The organism is Runella sp. CRIBMP (assembly GCF_009905605.1).
GTDB lineage: Bacteria > Bacteroidota > Bacteroidia > Cytophagales > Spirosomataceae > Runella.
On sequence record NZ_JAAAKZ010000001.1, the window covers coordinates 828,149 to 849,399 of the forward strand.

At 44.6% G+C, this 21,251-nt stretch carries 14 protein-coding genes; 4 read left to right on the forward strand and 10 right to left on the reverse strand.

The window, feature by feature from the left end:
* Positions 1-179: 179 nt before the first annotated feature.
* Entirely contained in the window at positions 180-1,628 is a 1,449-nt protein-coding gene (locus GVN20_RS03440; RefSeq protein ID WP_166556970.1) for a Gfo/Idh/MocA family protein, read from the forward strand.
* 353 nt (positions 1,629-1,981) lie between these two features.
* On the opposite strand, the gene GVN20_RS03445 is transcribed toward GVN20_RS03440, so the two are convergent.
* Together GVN20_RS03445 and GVN20_RS03450 are read right to left on the reverse strand one after the other, a co-directional pair.
* Positions 1,982-2,920, reverse strand: coding sequence for an NAD-dependent epimerase/dehydratase family protein (locus tag GVN20_RS03445; protein ID WP_166556971.1), 939 nt, complete (start codon positions 2,918-2,920; stop codon positions 1,982-1,984).
* Between the two features lie 227 nt (positions 2,921-3,147).
* The gene (locus GVN20_RS03450) at positions 3,148-3,783 is read right to left on the reverse strand and encodes a hypothetical protein (protein WP_166556972.1); all 636 of its coding nucleotides are present in this window, start codon (positions 3,781-3,783) and stop codon (positions 3,148-3,150) included.
* A 357-nt stretch (positions 3,784-4,140) separates the two neighbouring features.
* Between GVN20_RS03450 and GVN20_RS29645 the strand changes: the two genes are divergently transcribed.
* Positions 4,141-5,031 carry a tyrosine-type recombinase/integrase gene (locus GVN20_RS29645; RefSeq protein WP_206023184.1) on the forward strand — a complete coding sequence of 297 codons (891 nt, stop codon included), beginning with the start codon at positions 4,141-4,143 and terminating at the stop codon, positions 5,029-5,031.
* Positions 5,010-6,122: an IS91 family transposase gene (locus GVN20_RS03460; protein WP_166556973.1), complete on the forward strand. Its 1,113-nt coding sequence runs from the start codon at positions 5,010-5,012 to the stop codon at positions 6,120-6,122. Before GVN20_RS29645 ends, GVN20_RS03460 begins: the two co-directional genes overlap by 22 nt.
* Before the next feature lie 254 nt (positions 6,123-6,376).
* Here the strand turns inward: GVN20_RS03460 and GVN20_RS03465 are convergent, their stop codons facing one another.
* The 7 genes from GVN20_RS03465 to GVN20_RS03495 form a co-directional block, all read right to left on the reverse strand.
* Positions 6,377-7,432 (reverse strand): two-component regulator propeller domain-containing protein, encoded by a 1,056-nt coding sequence (locus GVN20_RS03465; protein WP_166557281.1) that lies wholly within the window; start codon positions 7,430-7,432, stop codon positions 6,377-6,379.
* 535 nt (positions 7,433-7,967) lie between these two features.
* The gene (locus tag GVN20_RS03470; protein ID WP_166556974.1) at positions 7,968-9,962 is read right to left on the reverse strand and encodes a 3-coathanger stack domain-containing protein; all 1,995 of its coding nucleotides are present in this window, start codon (positions 9,960-9,962) and stop codon (positions 7,968-7,970) included.
* Complete coding sequence (locus GVN20_RS03475) at positions 9,937-10,563, reverse strand: hypothetical protein (RefSeq protein ID WP_166556975.1); 627 nt, start codon at positions 10,561-10,563, stop codon at positions 9,937-9,939. The genes GVN20_RS03470 and GVN20_RS03475 overlap by 26 nt, the downstream gene beginning before the upstream one ends.
* 145 nt (positions 10,564-10,708) lie before the next feature.
* Positions 10,709-15,058 carry a LamG-like jellyroll fold domain-containing protein gene (locus GVN20_RS03480; protein WP_166556976.1) on the reverse strand — a complete coding sequence of 1,450 codons (4,350 nt, stop codon included), beginning with the start codon at positions 15,056-15,058 and terminating at the stop codon, positions 10,709-10,711.
* A 48-nt stretch (positions 15,059-15,106) separates the two neighbouring features.
* Positions 15,107-17,875: an FG-GAP-like repeat-containing protein gene (locus tag GVN20_RS03485; RefSeq protein WP_166556977.1), complete on the reverse strand. Its 2,769-nt coding sequence runs from the start codon at positions 17,873-17,875 to the stop codon at positions 15,107-15,109.
* On the reverse strand, positions 17,872-18,402 hold the full coding sequence (locus tag GVN20_RS03490; protein WP_166556978.1) for a hypothetical protein: 531 nt from the start codon (positions 18,400-18,402) through the stop codon (positions 17,872-17,874). The genes GVN20_RS03485 and GVN20_RS03490 overlap by 4 nt, the downstream gene beginning before the upstream one ends.
* 54 nt (positions 18,403-18,456) lie before the next feature.
* A complete protein-coding gene (locus tag GVN20_RS03495; RefSeq protein WP_166556979.1) occupies positions 18,457-18,777 on the reverse strand; it encodes a LytTR family DNA-binding domain-containing protein in 321 nt (106 codons plus the stop codon).
* A gap of 86 nt (positions 18,778-18,863) precedes the next feature.
* Here GVN20_RS03495 and GVN20_RS03500 point away from each other — a divergent pair, with 86 nt between their 5' ends.
* Complete coding sequence (locus GVN20_RS03500) at positions 18,864-19,049, forward strand: hypothetical protein (RefSeq protein ID WP_166556980.1); 186 nt, start codon at positions 18,864-18,866, stop codon at positions 19,047-19,049.
* Here GVN20_RS03500 and GVN20_RS03505 read toward each other — a convergent pair.
* On the reverse strand, positions 19,039-20,970 hold the full coding sequence (locus GVN20_RS03505; RefSeq protein WP_166556981.1) for a FlgO family outer membrane protein: 1,932 nt from the start codon (positions 20,968-20,970) through the stop codon (positions 19,039-19,041). The genes GVN20_RS03500 and GVN20_RS03505 overlap by 11 nt on opposite strands.
* Positions 20,971-21,251 lie beyond the last annotated feature (281 nt).

The window sequence follows — 21,251 nt, forward strand, 5'->3', positions numbered from 1 at the left end:
CGGCGATCCGCTTACGCCTACCCGCTTTAGGTCAAACATTACGTCTGCCTGAACGTAAAAAAAAGGCATATATCAGTTAATAGATAATTTTTTGGACAAAATACAGGTACGATTCCCTTGTTATTCAGTAGTATACCGTCAACGCTCCGTTCCTAAACCTCAAAATTTTATTTGTTATCATGGAAGAACAAAAAATCAAGCTTGATTCCAACAGCCGCCGCGATTTCATCAAAGCCTCTTCGGTGGCGGCCACGTCGTTTTTTATTGTTCCGCGCCACGTACTGGGTAAAGGTTTCGTTGCGCCGAGCGACAAACTCAACATTGCCGGCATTGGGGTAGGGGGCAAAGGGAAAAGCGATTTAGCGTCGTTTGCGGCGAGTCCCAACGTCAATATTGTGGCCCTTTGCGACGTAGACGACCGGCAAGCGGTGGAGTCTCGCACCAAATTTCCGAAAGCCACTTACTACAAGGATTTTCGGGAAATGTTGGCCAAAGAAAACAAAAACATCGACGCCTGTTCTATTTCTACGCCTGATAACACCCACGCCGTAGCCACCCTCGCCGCAATGCAGTTGGGCAAACACGTATATACCCAAAAGCCTCTTACGCACGACATCTACGAAGCGCGGATTTTGGGACAGGCCGCCAAAAAATACAAGGTCGTGACCCAAATGGGCAACCAAGGCGGCTCGGGCAACGGCGTGCGCCGCATGAAAGAAATCTATGATTCGGGCATCATTGGCGAAGTACACAAAGTATTGGCTTGGACCAACCGGCCCGTGTGGCCACAAGCCGTACCGACCGATAAAACCTTTGAGATTCCGAAAGAACTGGATTATGATTTGTGGCTCGGACCCGCCAAAAAAGTGCCTTACAATGAAGCGTATCTACCTTGGAACTGGCGTGGCTGGTGGCCCTACGGTACGGGTGCCTTGGGCGATATGGCTTGCCATATTATGGACCCGATTTATCGAATTTTACCTATTGATTACCCCACCTCGGTCGAGTGCAGCGTGGCCGGAACTTGGACCTTTACGCTCCGCCCGCAGGACGATAACCCCGACTGGACGCCGTTCTCGTCGTCGATTCACTTGGACTATCCCCGCAAAGACGGCAAAGGCAACATCAAGGTGAGCTGGTACGACGGCGGTATTTTGCCTGAATTACCCGAAGAATTGTTGCCCGGCGAGAGCTTCGGCAACTCCGACGGCGGGGTGTTGTTCATTGGTTCTAAAGGAAAACTGATGGCCGATTGCTACGGTGCCAAACCGCGTTTGTTGCCACTGAAGGCCAACGAAACGCTCAATATTCCCGAAACCATCGCCCGCGTTCCCGACGAAAACCATTATTTACAGTGGGTGAATGCCTGTATCGCTGGCCACGGCAAAGGCGTGACGAGTTCGCCGTTTGAGTACGCGGCACCGTTTACCGAAAGCATTTTGATTGGAAACTTGGCGCTCCGCAGCTGGATGCTCCGCGACAACCCAACCGCCAAACGCACCGTGGATAAATACAACGGCCGCAAGAAGTTGTACTACGACGCGCCCAACATGAGAATCACCAACTACGAACCAGCCAATCAGTTCGTAAAGCGCGAGTACCGCGAAGGTTGGAGCTTGAACCTTTAATTACTATCCCTAACTATACCTTTGCCGGGGCAGTCTCCAACGTTGGAGACTGCCCTTTTTTATGCCTTTGCAGGTGTTTTCACCTGCAAAATGGAATGGAAGAAATTGGCAGGGAGGATACCACCAAGTGAAATAAATGTTATTTATGGTAAAAAAATGGATGCTATGGAATTGATGGTTAAGCCAAGAAACGAGGAGGAGTTGCGTTTTGTGCAATCGGTCCTGAATCGGATGAAAATCAAATGCATGTGTTTTTTACCTTCAGAACTGTGTGGAAGGGGGGAAAGAGCTTGGTGGTGAGAACACCACCAAGGGAGAAGTGCAATATTGGCTGCTGCTGTATTTCTATGTCCTTATGACGAGTAGCTATTTAAAGACACACTTGCAGGTTGAAAGTTTATGCCTAAGTCCTTTTTTGCTAAATTATTACTGTAAACGGTTTTTGGGTTTCCAATCGGACTTTGATTGTTTAGCATTAAAGTAACATCTGATACCCTGTAGCTTTCACTTGACAAAAGATAATTCTTACCGTGTATGTTTTTTGTTGTCGCTGCTTTGTAAATAGCTTCTGCAACGTCTGCTACATCTACTACTGCCCAATATATGTCGTTGTCATAAAACATCTGTATAAATGGATTCGGGGCAATTTTATTTTTGAACAGGAATTGAATTCCAGTTGAAGTTGAGTCTGGTCTTGATGATAATGATTTGCCCATAACACCAACTGGGGAAACAGAAGTAATTTCAAAACTTAGATTTGGATTGTCTGCAATGAATTTATTGACAATTTGGTTGGCGATAAACTTTGCTTGTCCATATGGATGGCTTTGCTCACTCATAAATGGCATATCGCTTTCTTTGATTTGGTCATTTTCTGTTTTGTTTTCGGGTAAAAGCGGAAAATTAGTGTTGTAAGCGGCAACTGATGCTATAAAAACTACTTTTTCAATTCCAGATGTTTTTTGAATTGCTTCAAGAAAATTTTCTGTTCCCTTAATGGTTGGGTCAAACAACTCTGTTTTTGGGTCTTTCACATCCAGTTGAAATGGTGTACCACCGTGAATTACAATTTCACAGCCCTGCAAGAAGTCACTAAGTTCTTGTTTATTTTCAACGTCAAGTTGAACAATTTCTAAATGTTCAGCATTCTTCAGGCTAAGTAAATGTTCATACTTTTCTTTTTTAGAAATGTCCGTAGTAGATACTTTCACCCTATATCCTTCGTTCAAAAACTTTTGAGTGTTATAGCTTCCAATAAAGCCCGAACCTCCAATGATGCCTACTTTTTTCATCTTAGTATGTTTTAGTTGTAGTTAAAATTGTTTTTCTGATTTGTTTAATCATTGGAGTGTGGCCGAAACGGTAGCAGCTGACGGTTTTCGGCTTGGCGTTCGGGCGGGTTTCGGAGTATAAAGTTTCAATTTATCACCAAATTTCAATAGTAGCACTTAGCTTCAAGTTTGCACGTCTGCCCTGCTGACGCAAAACCCGTGTTAGGTGCTGCTTTTTTTGCTATAAGTTAGACTTTTATTTTTTCGGTTATAGCCAAATAATATTTTTCTAACATCTTTATATTAACGGATCTTTCGTCAGACTTATCATCATTTTTGTCTGTGTAAACAAGCCATTTATGGTGTAATTCTTTGAAAATTTTTGTCCCTTTTTCTGTCAAGTCATTATTTATAAAATTCATATGCAATATTCTGTCTTGTTTATCGAGTGGGTTTATTTTTAAAAGCCCTTTGTCATAACAAAAGCGTAAAAATGTTATATGTAAATAGTAAATTTTCTTTATGGTGTCAGAATATTTACTGTATGATTTAAAAAGCGAAGAAATGTCGCAAACAAAATCTTGTTGAAAATATAGGTCGTCATAGGTTGCACTAATGGCTTTCTCTAAGAGTTCAATGTTATCATTGTAGTCAATAGGAATGAGTTTGTAATATCCCCAATCGAAAGATTTTTCTTCTATAGCGTTAGGGAATAATTTTTTTAAATTTTCTGTCGAAACTAATAAAACTTTGTTGTCAAAAAGTACTCCAATTCTTTTTCCGTTTATATACAAAACATAATCATTAAACATTTTCTCAATCATTATGTTGTTTATGCCTTTAGTTTTCTTATAAAAATCGTCTGCGTATTTTTTTGTTGTCATTTTCGATATTGTCGGATTTATAATGTTGCAGCCAACGTTAAGGGCTTTATGCAGGTTGGGAAATAGCATTCTGCCTGCCAGTAACCAAAGTTGATAATTGCAATATAGTTGATGTTTTATTCAAATGTTCAATAGCGTTCCGTAGGCTGGAACCAAAGCTAAATAGTAGCACGAATATTGAGGTTTATTAAGTCTGCCCCACTTGCACAAAACCCCATGTTGAACAAAACCTTCGGTAGCTATATCGTCACAAAAGGCTTAATTTTAAGGCCAATTTAAACTTAAAATTGAGCATGACAAAAAAAGAATTCTGATGAGCTACGTGAGAACAAGCTTATCAATCGTGCCGGCCGAGAAGTGCCCGGCTTTCAAGAATTAATCCACCGTTTTGAGCGCAGTATTTCGATACTCGGCCGCAGCCCAAGTACTTTCAAAAACTATTCCATGCATATTACGGCCATCGCGCTGCATTATGGCAAAATCCCCACCGAACTCGATCAAGAGCAGGTCCATGAGTACCTTTACATGCTCCAACAGCGGAGCATAACCCCCTCCCAAACTTATTTCAAGCATACAGTTTATGGTCTTCGATTTCTGTTAAAGAGCGAAGGACGTCCTTACAGCTATCTTCATTTACCTGCCATACAGAAAGAGCAAAAATTGCCTGTTGTGCTGAGTAAACAGGAAGTCTGGGCGATGCTAAAAGCTTGTACTTTGCTCAAACACAAGGTGCTAATCGGTCTGTTGTACGGTTGCGGGCTTCGTTGTTTGGAGGTGCGAAGTGTACGCTTGGCTGACATGGACTTTGACCGTAAGCAATTAAAAGTAGTGCAAGGCAAAGGTAAAAAAGACCGCTATGTGCCCCTATCTGAGCATCTTATTCGCGGACTCAAGAGTTATATTTCAGCCGAAAAGCCGCAAGGTTATTTGTTTGGAGGCGTTGCTATCGTTGACCGTGCAGGCGGTGACTTTGATTCTCGTTACAGCCAAAAAGGGGTACAATGGGCTGTGAAAGAAGCCGCCAAACGAGCAGGTATCATCAAGGACGTCCATGTACACACGCTGAGGCATACTTGCGCCACCCATCTGCTGGAAGATGGCATGGATATAATCAGTGTCAAGAATTTTCTGGGACATGAGAACATCGAGACCACTATGCTATATCTTCATGTGGCGCAGTTGCAAACCAAACCCGTTTTTAGCCCACTTGACACGTTGTTTTCGCAGTGCAGCCTGTTTGGGAAGTAGCCCATGTGCTGGGTCGGCTGGGCGATGGCATTGAAGATTTGGGGTTAAATAGTTGGCAACTGCGCACCTTGCGAGCGATACAGCATTGCAGGACTTCGGTTATGGGTGGCCATATTGATGCGTGTGATGCCTGCGGCTACATTACTATCAGTTACAATTCATGCCGCAACCGCCACTGCCCCAAGTGCCAAGGCCACAAGCGAGAAGAATGGATACAGGCACGGGAGGCAGATTTATTGCCGGTACCGTACTTCCATGTGGTATTTACATTACCCTCGGAGTTGAATGCATTGGCACTTCACCAGCCCAAAGCGGTTTATGATTCGTTGTTTGGGGCTGCTTGGCAAACCTTGGAAACGTTTGGCAGGAATAAGGGTTTGCAGATGGGCATGATTGCGGTGCTGCATACATGGGGCCAGAACTTGAGCTTACACCCACACCTGCATTGCATCGTTCCAGGCGGTGGTGTAGATGCCAAGGGCAGTTGGCACAACCTGCGAGCGGATGGTAAGTTTTTGTTTGCCGTGAAGGCATTGGGTAAAGTATTCCGTGCAAAGTATGTAAAGATTTTGGGGGAGAAATTGAAGTTAGAAAAACCACTCAGAAAATCTCTTTTTGAGAAGAACTGGATAGTCTATGCCAAGCGACCATTTGGTTCACCCAAGTCGGTGGTGGAGTATCTGGGAAGGTACACGCACAAAATCGCCATCAGCAACCATCGCATACAGCATGTGGATGAAGAAAGTGTTAGTTTTTCCTACAAAGATTACCGTCAAAATGGTCTCAAAAAGTCCATGACATTGAGCCATCAGGAGTTTACCCGTCGTTTTGCTCAACATATACTACCCAAACGCTTCGTCAGAATACGGCATTTTGGGTTTTTGAGCAGTACGTGGAAGCGTGCAAAGTTCAAGAAGTTGCGGGAGCATTTTAAGCTAAAGCCGGCAGAGGCATCCGCACCTAAAACGCTGCTTAGAAAATGTCATTGTTGTGGCGAAGGGAATTTGGTCACCATAGCCACTTTCGATGGACGTGGCCCCCCTGCTGAATACATGGGCGTTTGCCAAAGTGAAAGCAACCACAAAGGCTGATTTTGTGGGTAGGGGATTTTGTGCACAAACTCTAAAAAAAACCATGAGAATGGCGCATAAGCAGCTGTAAAAGCAAAAAGCAGGTCTAAAACCTGCTCTGAAAGTAGTTGCCGGCTCGACGATAACTCCATAATAAAAGAAAAAGGTTTGGTGAGCACTCACCGCTACCGAAGCTTTCGTTCAACATCGCCTTCATGGCTTGGCCTACGGCCACCACGAATGCTTAGTTATTATCGGCTATTCTTTTTTCGTCATTATGATTTAAACTTTTCAAATGTCTTTCCACTAAATTTATATGCACCATTTTCGTGTGTCCCAAGCCAAAGGTCGCCATTGTTGTCTTTGTAAATACTGAATAAAGTAATGTCTTTTGAGTTGTCTTGAACGGTATAGTGTGTAATTTTTGTTCCATCATATTTCCAAACTCCATCACAATAAGTTACAAACCACAAATTATTCTCGTTGTCTCTTACTGTTGAAAGATACTCATTTAGACCTCTTGTATTTTTTCCATCTAAACTGCCTATGCTTTCGTGTCTTGTATAAAACTTATTGCTTTTTAATGTTATACTGTCGTAAATACCATAACGTTTTTCGGTATTAAACCAAAACTCGCCATTTTTGTCTTCCGTAATTGAACGCACGCCATTTGCTCCCTCATTGCGAAATTCTGTCACATCTTCTTCTGTAATCCATTCGAATGATTTTCCATCGTAACGACATACTCCAACTGGATTTGTGCCAAACCAAATGTTTCCTTTTATGTCTCTATATATGCTATAAACTTCAAATGGATTGTTAAGTTTAGGTGGCTTTGGAAGTGTCAATTCATAAAAGGTATTTCCATCAAAGCGGTAAACTTTTTGTTTGGCTTGATAAGCATTTATTAGCCACAAATCTTTCGCTTCAAGTTTCCATTCATTACTTGGGGTTGCTATAATATTGGTAAATGATTTTCCATCAAACTTTGTTATTGTAGAATTTTGGTTCATACCTGTGAAATATATGTTGCCCGATTTATCTTCTTTTATATCATCAACTCTATCGTTATATAAACCGTGTTTTGTTGTGTAATTTATCAAAGTTTTGCCGTCATATTTATACACTCCTGTTTTCCAACTACCAAACCAATATGTATTTTTCTTGTCTTGGTAAATCACCATTATACTACTTCCAAGTTCTTTTACTGTGTCACCCGTTACAGTTATTTCTTTTAAAAGGACAGAATCGTTTTTCGAATTAGAAGTCTGCCCATTGCACGAAGTCAAAATGGGTATAATACTAAAAATTAAGAGTATTGTTAATTTCATCTCTGTTCGTTTATTGTTTAGTGCTGTCTGTTATAGAATAGCCGATAACTCTCAAATATGCGAAAGTTTTACGGCCCGCCGCAGCGGTCGTATTTTTTGTATTTATTTTAACTTTATTGAGTTTTTATTGTACTATTCGAGTCGTGATTTTCATGTTGTCAATATCAGATGTAATGACCCAACAACTACTACAAAAGAGGAGGGGCAAAGGTAATATGTCACATTTCAACCATATTTTCCTTAAGCAAGCTACCCGTTTTTATGCCATTCAACAAGCCGTATCATAAATAGTTATCAAACGGTAGGTCGGTTGGGCAAGTGGTTGGCCGTGAGGAAAACAGCGAGGGTAAAGGTTGAATGCTATGGAATTAATTGTTAAGCCAATAAACGAGGAGGAATGGCGTTTTGTGCAATCGGTCCTGAATCGGATGAAGATCACAAATGAATTGCGCGAAACAGACGTAAAAAAAACGTCGAAAGTATTCCCTAAAAGCGAGTATTGGCATAGCAAATAAACGATTAGAATTGGGGGTTATTAATTGGCACACCCTCCAATTTTTGCCGTAAAATTTGTGCCAGCATTTGCTTCAAAACCCGGAGTGAAAGTAAGCGAATTTCCCGCTTTATAAGTAACTGTTGCCGGCGAGAATATTTTATTTCTTGCTGTAATTGTTGTATTGGCGATTTGCAAAGTACTGCTTGTAATGTTTGAAGTCAAATTCAAAGCCGTAGACGGCGAACCAACCAAAACTAATGGCGTTGCTACCCGGTCTCGCTTGTAATCAGGTGTTTCACAGCCTACATAATAAGTTGTATTTTCAGTGGGGTTTACAACAACACTCGCTCCGACAGCAATCGGGAAACCTCCTTCGGCTACAGTGTACCAATTGGGTGTTGTAGCCACTGGGCAATTCGCTGATAAAGTAAGTGGATTAGACACACAAACTTCGCTTTTGCTTGCTGCCACGCCCGTTGGAGGCGGTGGCCCTGCAAAATTAATATTTGCGTAAATACTTGATTTGATAGAAGGCTCACACTCAGCGTAAGTTACAAACTCAATGTTTTGGTACGACATAGGACTGGCAGGGTTCCGGCGTGCTATGTTGACATCGTAAGTGGTAGTTTTACATCCGTTTGCAGGAACTGCCGTTATCGTAGCAAGTTTAGTAATGGATGTACCGGTGGGTGAAGACCCAATTCCAGCAGTGCTCGTAATGGATACATCGTTTACAATGGATTCACCTATAAACCCAAAGCCGTAGTCTTTTATTTCGTTGGAGTTATTACATATTTTTACGCGAAAGTTTCCGCTCGTTCCTAACGACACATTTGAAATCGTAACGGTTGGGGATGTACTGCCATTAATTTCTAATTTTGGCTTATCTCTCTGGTAGCCACCTTCATAGGGGCAAGAGGTTCTTGATTGAGCTTCATCCAATAAAAATATGGGCGTTCCGTAAGTTTTATCTTTGATGACTTTTATTCTAAAAGAATCACCCAAATCATTGTCTTGCAAAGTATAAGAAATTGTGGTGCTTGAATTGTTGGTATTTGCTACCGATGCGCCCATCGTTTTTTTGGTTTTGAATTCATAACCTCCATCCACACCAGAACCTCCTACTTTTACTACAAAACTAGCACCCACTCCCACTTCCAAAAAATGACTGACATCGTAGGTTGTGGTTTCGGAGATTGACTGCGTAATGGTTGTTGTATTGGGGCCACTATTACCTCCCGTAATTGTGAATGGAGGCACAAGCACTGGAGCTGCGGGGTCATTGATGTTGATGCTATCTTTTTTTAATACTTGGTCCCAAATTCGATTCTGGTTTAGGGCTTCACGTCTCATTTTTGGAGAGAAGCTCAGGTTATTGATGATGGATTGATTTTGAGCTATATCATACAATATGTCATTTTTAGAATAATAAAATGGCGTTGCCGAACCCGGAACTAAGCCAAAAATGATAGATGAATCCCTTACAACTTCAACAGTCGGGCCGGTTTTAATGGCGACTATTGGGAAAAGACCGTAGGCGACCGTAGATGAGTACCCCAAATAGATTGAGCCTTCATTGGCCCGAGCATTTCCTGGGGCAGTGGATATTGAATTTAAAATGGAGACACAGTTTTGCCTACCGTTGGATTTCATTAAAGTTGAGCCTCCCCCTCCACTCAACGATGCCGTAACCGAAAACTCGTAATTTACGGATACAAACAGCCCCGCTGAGCCAGCTATTCCTAGCGTAAGATTCAATCGGCCATTGTTTGATTCATCGAGGGTTACAGATTCGCTCATGCTTCTACAGGCCTCTTGCAAAGTCTGAAAAGTTACACTGCTCATATCACCGGGTGGATTATGTAAAATCATTTGGGGAATGGCTGGTTCTCTGATATACCCTTTAATGGCCACCGGATTTGCTTGTGACGGAGTAATCAAAGGCCCCTCCACTACAAATGGAATTACGGCAATATACCTTTTGTATATTGGTGTATTAGACTGTTGGTCAAGTTGCCAAATGGGAAGATTCAAATACGTACCAACTTTTGAATCTTCCCATTTGGAATGTTAAAGTGGTTGAATATTCAACCACTTTACGACCATCAGAACTTGGGGACTCAGAAGAAATTTGATCAAGATATTTGTAATTTTGTTGTATGCCATTTGGAGTATCTTCTTGCCCATAATACCCTTCGAAAGATGAGGCATCACCTAATGATGGGGAATACTGGTAGCTAAAACTCCGGGTTACTACAAAGGGTTCGAAGTTATTGTAATTGTTATTTTGACCTAGTTTTAACATAAATTTTAAATTTATGTTCAATGCTTCGCCAGACTTTGCTTTGAGGTATTTTTCCGTTGGGGTGTTATTCATAACCTGTTGAATCATCTCTACTTCAGAAAGATTATCCCCATTGTTACCTGTGTAGCTGCTGCCCAAAGGAACAATGTGAATCCCCGAATTTGCTACATTACCATTGCTACCTGTAATATACAAAGTATCAACAGGAATGTCATTTTGTTGGAATAGCGTTGGGGCTGGTTTGATGGGGATTTTAATCTGCTGCCCGTGAGCAACTTGACAGAATACAACCAAGCAAAAAATGGCAATTTTTGTAAAATAAATTCTCATTGATGATAGTTTTTAGGATTAACTAAAGAATTCAAATTTGAGCCTCAAAATGCTGGGCACAGGGATATTTTCTTCGCCGAGATGTATAAAAAGCAGCGTTTTATTTACCAAACAATTTGAAAAATGATGAGTTTGGGGTACGGTTTTAATTACACCCCCCGACCGCCGCACTAAACACCGCCCCGTTGTCGGCCCTGAACCCATTGGTTAGCTCAATAGATTTGGCGCGGTAGCTTACGTTGGCTGTACCCGTTACTTTGTTAGTCGCCGTTATTTTTCCGTTGACGCTCGATGCCGTTTTCAGAATCGCCCCCGTAGCATAATCATCGGCGGGGCTGGCGAGGGTAACGGCGGCGGCGTTGGAGCCTACGCTTACCACGACACTTGCCGAACTGATACAACCGTAGCCGTTGGTCATGGTGGCCGTGTAAGTACCCGTCGTGGTGGCTACAATGGCGGGTGAAGTGGCTCCGCTCGGCGACCACTGTACTGCATTTAAAGGAGAGACGGTTTGCCAAGTGGGACCGTTTACAAATGTTCCGGTATTGCCATTACTGGTGGCGTCTGCGGTCGTGTTACCGGTGCCTTCGTCAAATTTGTAATAGGCCACCAATCCGGCACTGTTGCCGGGTATGGTATTGGTCATGTTATTGAAAATTTGAGCCTGGGTTCTCACCACATTCCATATCCGAAGTTCGTCCATAGTGCCGTTGAAATGATTACACTGGCAAGAAGTAGGTTGCTGTCGGCCAATGTTCAAGGGCTGATTATCTTGTAAAATCGTAGTGGTTGCTGTTCCGGAGGCGACTCCGTTGATGAAAAAGGTCAGCGCACCGGCATTGAACGTAATGGCTACGTGTGTCCAAGTGTTTTCGGGCACTATACCCGTTGAATATTTCCACGTGCCTGTACTTAACTCGTAGAAACCCAATTTATTTCCATTCCCATTGGCATTCAACGACCATAAATAGTTGTAATTTCCTTTATCTACAATGGTTGAATTAATGCCTGAATAGTTGACCCAAGCTTCCATCGTAAAACTGGTGGTCAGGTTTAAGCTGGTGCTGTGCGGAACGGTAACGTATTGGCTATTGGTTTCTACAAAATTCAGCGCATTGTTAGGGCCTACATTTGAATTGAGGGTAACTGAACCACCACTACAAAAGGCCGTCGGTCCGCTGGCGGTGACGGTGGGGGCGGCGGGTTTGGGATTGACCGTTACCGTAAAATCAGTAAAAGGACTTTGACAGCCTTCTTGGGTTTCAACGCGGACTTTGTAGGCCGTTGTCGCTGTTAGATTGGGCAAGGTTAAGGTTGAGCCAACGTTCACCACATTCGTCCCCGTCGCATCAAACCACCGCACCGTATTACCGGGAGAATTGACCGTTATTGAGGTACTTTCGTTGGAACAGACTGCGGTATTTGCCACAACAGGCGCCGCGGGTGTGGACGAGGCATTTATCGTCACTTCACCCGTTTTGTATTCGCCGTCGGTATTTCTTACGACGACGTAATACGTGGTTGTGCCGACGGGCGGCGTGACGGTGGCGTTACTCAACGCTTCGGCATCGTAGGTACTGAGGTCGCTACCACCAATGCGACTTTGACCCCACGACCGCGCCGAACCATCGTTGTAAAGCGTTAAAACGGTGGACAAAATGCCCGTTATACTGAGGGGTGTTGCCGTGGTTGTCGGCGGCACGTCATTTGCTGCGCCATCGCCCCAAACGACGGTTGCGCCATTTGTAAGTAGCGCGTAGCTTGTATTCCAACCCGCAAGCACTTGTTTGACAGGCGCGGCAAAAGTTGGTATGTTTATTTCGCCGTAACGGTTGTAGCCCCAACCTTGCACTTGTCCGTTACTCAAAAGGGCTAAACCGTGGTACAATCCGATTGAAACCGCCGAAACTGGTGCGGCAAAAGTCGGCGGCTCGTTGAGGGCTGGGAAAATACTTGGCGAGGGAGAGGGTGCGCCCCAAACTTTTACCGTTCCATCAACGGACAGCGCGGCGTTGTTTTCGCTTGTCGAATTTAAGTCTTTGATGCGACTTGGGAAAGCGGGAAAATTCAATTGTCCTCGACTGTTATTGCCCCAACCAACAAGCGAACCATTCATCAACAAAGCTAAACTGTTGTTGAGACCCGCGCTTAGTTTAATCGGAGGCGCGGCAAACGTTGGTATGTTGATTTGGCCGTTACCATTGTCACCCCACCCAACGACCGAGCCGTTGGTCAACAACGCTAGACCGTAGTTGCCATTGGCCGCAATTTGTTTAATGGGCCCGGCGAACACCGGAAAAGTTAACTTCCCATAAGCGTTATCGCCCCAACCCGTGAGCGTTCCGTTACTCAATAAAACGAAGTGAAAATTATAACCCGATGTCCCTTGAACGGCTTGCGGTTTTTTTGACCACACAACTGAACTGCCACCCGAAGTCGTGATAAGGCTGTTGAGATTGACCGAACCGCCGCATACAGTGAGGCTGCTTGTGTTAACCGTTAAGGAAGGCAACGTCCCAACCACAATATTGCTCGTACTCGCCGTGCAACCGTTGGCATCGGTTACGGTAAGGGCATACGTTCCCGCTGCAAGGCCCGTGAACACACCCGCGTAAGGTTGCGTCCCGACATTAGGTAAAATCGAAGCCGTGTAAGGTTTTGACCCACTGATGCCACTAACGATAATCTGACCGTCTGAAACACCTGAATTGGCCTTTGATACTGAGGGGGCGTCTATACTAAAAGGTGGTTGCGCGGTAAGCGTTGCGCTGAAAGTGACCGAGCAGGTGCCGTTCGTCGTGGGTGTGGCGGTGAAATTATACGTTCCCGCGGGTAGGTTATTGAACGTTCCCGAAGGGCTTTGCGTACCGACATTGGGCGAAATAGTGTAGTTAAACGTGTTGGAATTGCCAATCGGTGTGGCGACAATGCGCCCTATATTACCAGGGCAATTGGTGATTTGAGACGCAGTTGAAAAGGCAAACGGCGTGCTAATCGTCAAATTTTTTGAGACTGTACAGCCGTTTGCATCGGTTGCCGTGAAGGTGTAAGTACCCGACGTTAAGCCCGTAAACGTCCCCGAAACGGCTTGGCTGCCCACATTTGGCGACACCGAAAACGTTTTGCCGCCCGTTCCACCCGTTGAAGTCACCACCACTTCAAGCCCGTTGCACGCGCCCGACGGGTTGGTCGGTGTGCCGATTGTGATGTCTAAACGGTTGGTATAGATGCAGAAATTCACTCTGTTTCTAATCAAATTACCAGGCAAAGTCCCAAAGCCGTTAGCGGGGTTTATACCCGCCGCCGTCAAATGACAATAACTCATCACTGTACCGCCATTAACGGGTGCAGGTCCACGCGGACAACCGCCTTCGGTGGCACTACAATTGTCAATGGCACCACCAGGCCAAGTGCAGCTATGTGTATGCCGCGAACCGAAATTATGCCCGATTTCGTGCGTAATGACATTCACATTCCACGAATACGTAGGGACATTGACAACTGTTGAAGTGATACTGCCACTTACCGCCGCGCCTTTTTGGCACAAACTCTCGAAGCCGTCGGCAATGCCACCGCCTAAATCACGGGCAGAAATCAGGTGCGCCAAATCGCCCGTGTAAGTCGTGCCGACCTGCGCGACAAAAAGGTTGAGGAAGGTTTGGGTATTGTTTGCTGAAACGTAAGGGTCGGTGGTGTCCCAGATTTTGAGTTGGGAGATTTGAACTGAAATGTTTTCGTTGGCATACATCACCGCGACTTGTCCGAAAAGGGCCGTGACAAAATTAGTCGCCGTGGTCATGTTGGAGCCTTGCGCGGTGAAAATGCTGTTGTCGGCCTCGAAATAGATTTGAACGGGACGCGCCGAGCAGCCCGAATTGGTCGAACTCGGCGCAACCATCGCCTGGTCTATCAGATTGGTCACGTCCTCTTTTACGTTGCAATTGAATATCGGTTTCTCTACTAATTCGTTGTCATTATAAAAAATATAATTCGACTCATTCTTCAATTTGGCCAGTACGTAAGTTCCTTTCTGGTTAGCAATGAAGCCGCTCAATTCGCCATTTATCAACGCCAACGATGCAAGGGAGTTATCGTCGCCTTTAATGATGCCTTTATAAAAAATCCCTCTGTCAACGCTGACCATTTGGTTTTGGGCATCCATGACCTTGTACGATTCGCCAAAAATAGCCATTGGAATCAGTTCCAAAACCAAGGTGTTTTTGGCTGAAATGGGTATCGAAAACTCCACTAAAGCAGGCTTCTCCCGTTCGAGTTGTTTCAGAACGGTCTCATTGGCCGCAAACTGCACGGCGGTATTGTTGGCCGTAAAGGTTTGGTTACCAAGAGCCGACAGCGTCGTTGCCGCATTGAGCGCCCTTACCAGTTGGGGTTGGGCAATATTCCGCGCTGCGTTGATGTCTTTCAGCACCTGTTTTTGAGCGAATAGACTTGTGCAACTGAGCAAAAGCCACAGAATTGGGTAAATCTTTTTCATTCGAATTGTTTACTAAATGTTGAAGAAAGTAGGCACGGGCCAGTCCATTCAATTACACCCCCCGACCGCCGCACTAAACACCGTTCCGGCATCCGCTCTAAAACCAGCATTTAATTGGACTGACTTGGCTTTATAGTCGACTTTTGCGGTGCCCGTCACTTTGTTAGTCGCCGTTATTTTTCCGTTGACGCTCGATGCCGTTTTCAGAATCGCCCCCGTAGCATAATCATCGGCGGGGCTGGCGAGGGTAACGGCGGCGGCGTTGGAGCCTATACTAATCGTAACACTTGACGGATTTGTACAACCATACACGTTTGTAAGCGTAGCTGAATAGGTCCCCGCAGTGGTGGCTACGATGCTTGGAGTAGTGGCGCCATTCGACCAGAGTACCGCGTTCACGGGCGATGTGGTGGGCACTTGCCAGGTCGGATTGTTCACCAATGTACCGTTATTGCCATTTCCAGTGGCATCAGCCGTGGTGGTGCCAGTGCCTTCGTCAAATTTGTAATAAGCAGCAAAACCGATGCTACCGGGAGGCACCGACTGATTCATCCAATACAGAATTTCGCCTGCGCTTCTTTCCACGTTCCATATTCGTAACTCGTCCATCGTCCCGTTGAAATGATTACAAGCACAGAAAGTGGGTTGCTGTCGGCCAATGTTCAGCGGCTGGTTGTCTTGTGAAATGGTTACGGAAGCAGTTCCCGATGGCACGCCGTTGATGTAAAACGTGAGGGTTCCCGCATTCAGGGTAATGGCCACGTGCGTCCACGTATTTTCGGGGACATTTCCCGTCGAATACACCCACGTTCCGGTGCTTAGGGTAAAGAAGCCCATTTTGTTGGCGTTGCCATTAGCGCTCAACTGCCACAAAAAATTGTAATTGCCTTTATCAACAATGGTCGAGTTTACGCCCGAATAGCGTACCCAGGCTTCTATCGTGAAAGTAGTCCCCAAATTGATGCTGGCACTGTGCGGGACGGTAACGTACTGGCTGCTGGCTTTCAAAAAATTCAGGGCATTGTTGTTGCCAATGTTGGAATTGAGCGTCACCGAACCGCCGCTGCAAATGGTAGTGGGGCCATTGGCGGTAACGTCCAATGCGGTTGGTATAGGATTGACCATTACAAAAACATTCACAAAAGAACTCACCGAAACACCCTGCTCGCATCGAACCTTGTAAATGGTAGGGATAGGGGTAGAAAGTACTGGGGTGATATATGGCGAGCCTGCCGATAAAAAAGCATTGGTATAGAAATTGTACCAATTGGGCGTACCTACGTTACATGTTGCGGACAACGAAGCCGTTGAGCCTGCACAAATGGTTGGACTGGACGTGCCGGTCGGAACAGAAGCAACGCTGAATGCATACCGAATTACTGATACAACATTCGAGGTCTGCGTAGTGACCGATAAGTCAGGTCTATTATCCCCATCTAAATCTCCAATGCACACATAGCGTGGACCAGTGGCAGTTGTAAAATCGACTTTGGCAGCAAAAGAATTTGAGTTTATATCTCCAATCGTGGCCGTATTTCGATAAATAGAAACCGAATTTGTTCCAAGGTTAACAGATAATAAATCCAATTTTCCATCTCCATCAATATCAGCCAAGTTGGTTGCCGAGCAAGTGGTTCCGGTAGCGATGTCAAATTTAGCAGCGAAAGAATTGGCATCGATGGTGCCGCTTGTAGCTGTATTTCTAAGAATAGACATCGAATTACCATTGAAATTAGCGACTGCGAGGTCGGCTTTATTATCACCGTCAATATCACCAATACTAAAACCAAAAGGAATTGCACCCGTATTAAAATCAACTTTGGCAGCAAATGAACTGGCATCAATGGTGCCGCTTGTGGCAGTATTCCGTAAAATCGAAACGGTGCTTAATCCGCTGTTATTGACAGCAATATCTAATTTTCCATCACCATCAAAATCTGCACTACCTATATAGGTCGAGTTATTGCCCGCCGTCAAACCGAAATCTACCTTTGCATTAAAAGAAATACTCCCGTAGGTAGAAGTATTTCTCAAAACCGACATATTAATGTTGGAATGAGCGATTGCCAAATCGGATTTTCCATCACTATCAAAATCAGCGATGCAGACCGAGCGAGGACCTGTATTGGTCGGAAAATCAATTTTAGTGTCAAAACTAATGCTGCCAATGGTAGAGGTGTTGCGGTAAACCGAAAAATTGTTGCTGTTAAAATTGGTAACGACAACTTCGGGTTTTCCATCGCCATCAATATCCCCAATGGCTAAACCTCGGGGATTGGTATTAGTTGAATAATCTACCTTTTCCGCAAACGAGCCTGTATTGATAGAGCCCGCAGTGGCAGTATTCCGCAAAACCGACATCGTATTTGCACTAAAATTGACCGTTACTAAATCAGACTTTCCATCACCATCCAAATCGCCCATGGCCATATTTAAGGCCTCAGTTCCAGCGGCAAAATCAACCTTCATCTCAAAACTGGAAGCGGCGATGCTTCCACCCGCGTAGGTGACATTGAACGGTTTGGCACTACTGCCCGTCAGGCCGGTGGTTAGGTTGAGTACCGTTATCGGCTGGAAAGTAGCCCCCGCCGGTACGGTTACGGTTAAACTGGTACTAGAGGCTGCGGTAACAGTAGCTCTGGTAGCCCCAAAATAGACCACGTTCTGGATGGGCATGGCATCAAAATAGAGACCGCCAATGGTTACGCTCGTCCCAACTGCGCCGCTCGCGGGAGCGAAGGTAGTGATAGTGGGCTTTTGGGCTTGTAATGAAACAACGTTGAGTAAAGTTAGTAAGACGCAAAATAGAGTTTTCATAATGAGAAAATGGATTTATGCGATACAAGGCAGATGAGCGTTTGGTCGTAGTTGCTATCAATGTGGTCAATGAGTTTTTCTTGGTTAAAATGAAGGCAAAAATTCATTTTAACGACAGTATTTTTGTGTTTAAATACCATTTCATTCGTAAGGCCTATGACTACTTTTGTGCCTAAACGCTTGGTTGTTTTTTCTGCTGTGTGCGTTTCTACGGGTAGGTAAGTAGCATTCACAATTCTCATAGATTGTATGCCGGCGGTTATCTGATAGCTTTTCCAATAATTGATTACGGCCGTTTTACCCATCAATTTTGTGCCATCGGGCAACTCGTATTCTACGCTGTCGGCCAGCATCTCGGCAAAAGCATCTAACTCAAACCCGGCTAAATAATCCAGCGATTTTTCGGCAAGGATCGCGTAAACGGGCGAGGCAATCTCGTAGTCTGCTTTGTCTTTTTTGGTGGAATCGCAAGCTTCCAGCCCCAAAACCACAGCCATTATTTTGACAAATCCAAGTCTTGCTTTCATGGTTGTTTTTGTTAAAAAAAACGCGAATGCCTTTTTACAACTGCTATCGTCTACTCACAAATTCATCAAACTACTGCGCCTTCTTCGGGCTACTTTGGCAGCGGTGCCGTCGGCCATAAAAACCACCTTCTGCTGGTCACAAAAGCCCGTTACAAACTCCCGATTGACGATGCACCGCTTATGAATCCTGATAAACTGACTCGGCAAAAACAGGCCGTAGTTGCCAATGGTCTTGGTAGAAACATGGGTTTGGCCATTTTGTAGCACAAAAACCGTATAGTTTCCAGAGCCCTCGAGGCGCACTACGTCGTGCCACGCAAAGGGTAGGCTGTGGTTGTAGGCGTAATAACAGGCAGGAATTTGAATAGCGTTCATAGTAAAGTTAGAATCAATCTCTTCCATTGACTTAACAAAGGTAAAGCACCCCCTCCGGCAGGGCTTGGCGTATTGTTGCAAAAACTATGTTTATTGTTGCACGAAGCTCAAAAACTATGTTTATTGTTGCAAAAACCATGTTTTTCACTTTTTGGCAAACAAGTCGTTCAGTGTGTGAGGTTGAAACACACAAAAACGGGCGGCTCTTTGTGGGTTGGAGCAACGACAAAAAAGCAACAGCAGAACAAGAAAAGCGGGGAGCTATGGGGTAGAAAAAGCGGGGTTGAGCAATCCTAATTTTTGCAAAATTGCGTTGAAGCGAGCGTCGTTGTGCAGAAAAACAAACAAAGGCGAGACTTTCAAATAATTGGGTGAATCGCTTTTCTCGGCGGCCAATTGGAGGTATTTCAAACAGTTGTCCCGGTCACCCAAACCGGCATATACAGTGGCAAAATACTTGTAGTTGTCGGGAATGGGGGGCAGGCTTTTTAAGTACAACTCTGCCTCAGACTGCTGCCCCAATTTGGCTTTTGTATAGGCAATCAATGTCTTGTAATAAACCCTGGCACTCAGTTGGTCGCACTGCAAAAACTCTGTCAGCGCGGCTTCGTATTCTTGGCGTTTGAGGTAGTAAAATGCCTTTGCGTTATGAAACAAATGGGTTTCGTTAAAAACAAGCTGACCGTCTTCGATGGCTTTCTCGGCGGTGGCCAATTGCCCCGCATAAGCGCAGCCAATGATGTGCCCGCTGTATATGGTGCTGGAGAGTGGGTCGAGCGAAACCGCCTTAGTGCTGTACTTAATGGCTTCTTCCATTTGCCCGATTGACCGGAGCGTCAGGCTGTACCAATAGGTGATGAGGGCATCATTGGGGCTGAATTTTAGTGCAATGTGCAGCGTTGTCATTGCCTGTTCCCACTTATTTTGAACCTTGTAAATAAGGCCCAATACGGCATAAGCCCTGCCGTTTTCGGCATCAAGTCTGATGGCGGTCAGCGCGTTTTTTTCAGCCATTTTATAGGCCGTTTCTACTTCCATAAACTGGTCGTCGCCCATCAAAAAGTAAGCAATGGCCTTGTCTGCGTATGCATCTGAAAAACTGGCATCAAGCTCAATGGCCTTGTCAAATTTGGTGATGCCTGCCTCCATTTTTTCTTTGGTGCGGGTTTGCAGCAACTGCCTGCCTTGCAGGTATTGATTGTAAGCGGGCAGGCTTTGGGTGGGGGTTTTGTCTAATTTCTGGGTCAATTTTTGGTTCAATTCTACAGCCACTTCCTTCGAGACTGTGTTCATGTAGCTAAAAATATTCTTGGTATCACCTTCAAATTTTTTAGTCCAAACCACCCTGTCGTCTTTTGCCCTGACCAGTTCAACCGTAATCCTTACTTGGTTGTCAATTTGGAGCACTGTGCCATTCAGAAGATAATTCACCCGCAGTTCTTGGGCAATTTGTGGAATGGTTTTTGGCGTATTGGCGTATTTGTTGGAAGAAGTGGTAGAGATAATTTTGAGTTCGTTGAAAGTGGCCAACGAACTGTGGATTTGCTCCATTACGCCCTCACTGAAATAAGATTTTTGGGCTTCGCCCAAGTTTTTGAAGGGCAAAATGGCCACCGAGTTTTCGGGAATTGCTGTTAGCTCGCTGTTACTTTTGAGAATTTGCGAGTGAGCCATAAAATAATAACCGATGCCTATAACGGCAAAAAGCGCCACAAGAGCGTAAATTTTGCTGAAATCAGGCGTTGAAGCGGCAGAAATGTCAACAGGATTGCTGGCAAAAGCGGCAGGCGGCTCTTGAACCCGCGCAGGTTCGGGCAGGTGTTCGGCTTCATTTTTCGGCTTCTGAACGCTATTTTTTTGTTCTTCAACACGCTTCTTAAAATCCCTGGGACTGATGTTAAATTCTTCAATAAAATACTTGCTGAAATTGGCGTGGCTATTGATACCAACGGCATCAGTAATTTCCGAAATGCGTAAATTGGTGGTACTGAGGAGGATTTTTGCTTTTTCCAGTCTTTTTTTACGAATGTAGAGCGTCGTCGAAAGTTGGGTTTCTTCAATCAACATGCGGTGCAGTTGCGAACGGCTCACTCCTAATTTTTGGCAAACAGCATTGATTGCAAAATCAGGATTATCCAGATTTGCTTCTATGAGGTCGTCCAGTTTTTTAAGAATAGTAGGGTCAGGATTCATTCAACCACTTTTATCGCGTTGCAACAACTTGTAAATGCAACAAACCTAAACAAAATAGGTTTTATATTTTTCCTGTTTGATTACAAAAATCAGGGCAAATACACGATTTTTTTTTGAAATACACCCATAGATGCAACTGATTTTGCATGAGTACATCAACTAATTGGCATGAATACCCCCACGATTAAAACATACCTCGACTTGTTGGAGAAGGTCTCTTTACCCGTTTTTATGCCATTCAACAAGTCGTGTCATAAATAGTTATCAAACGGTAGGTCGGG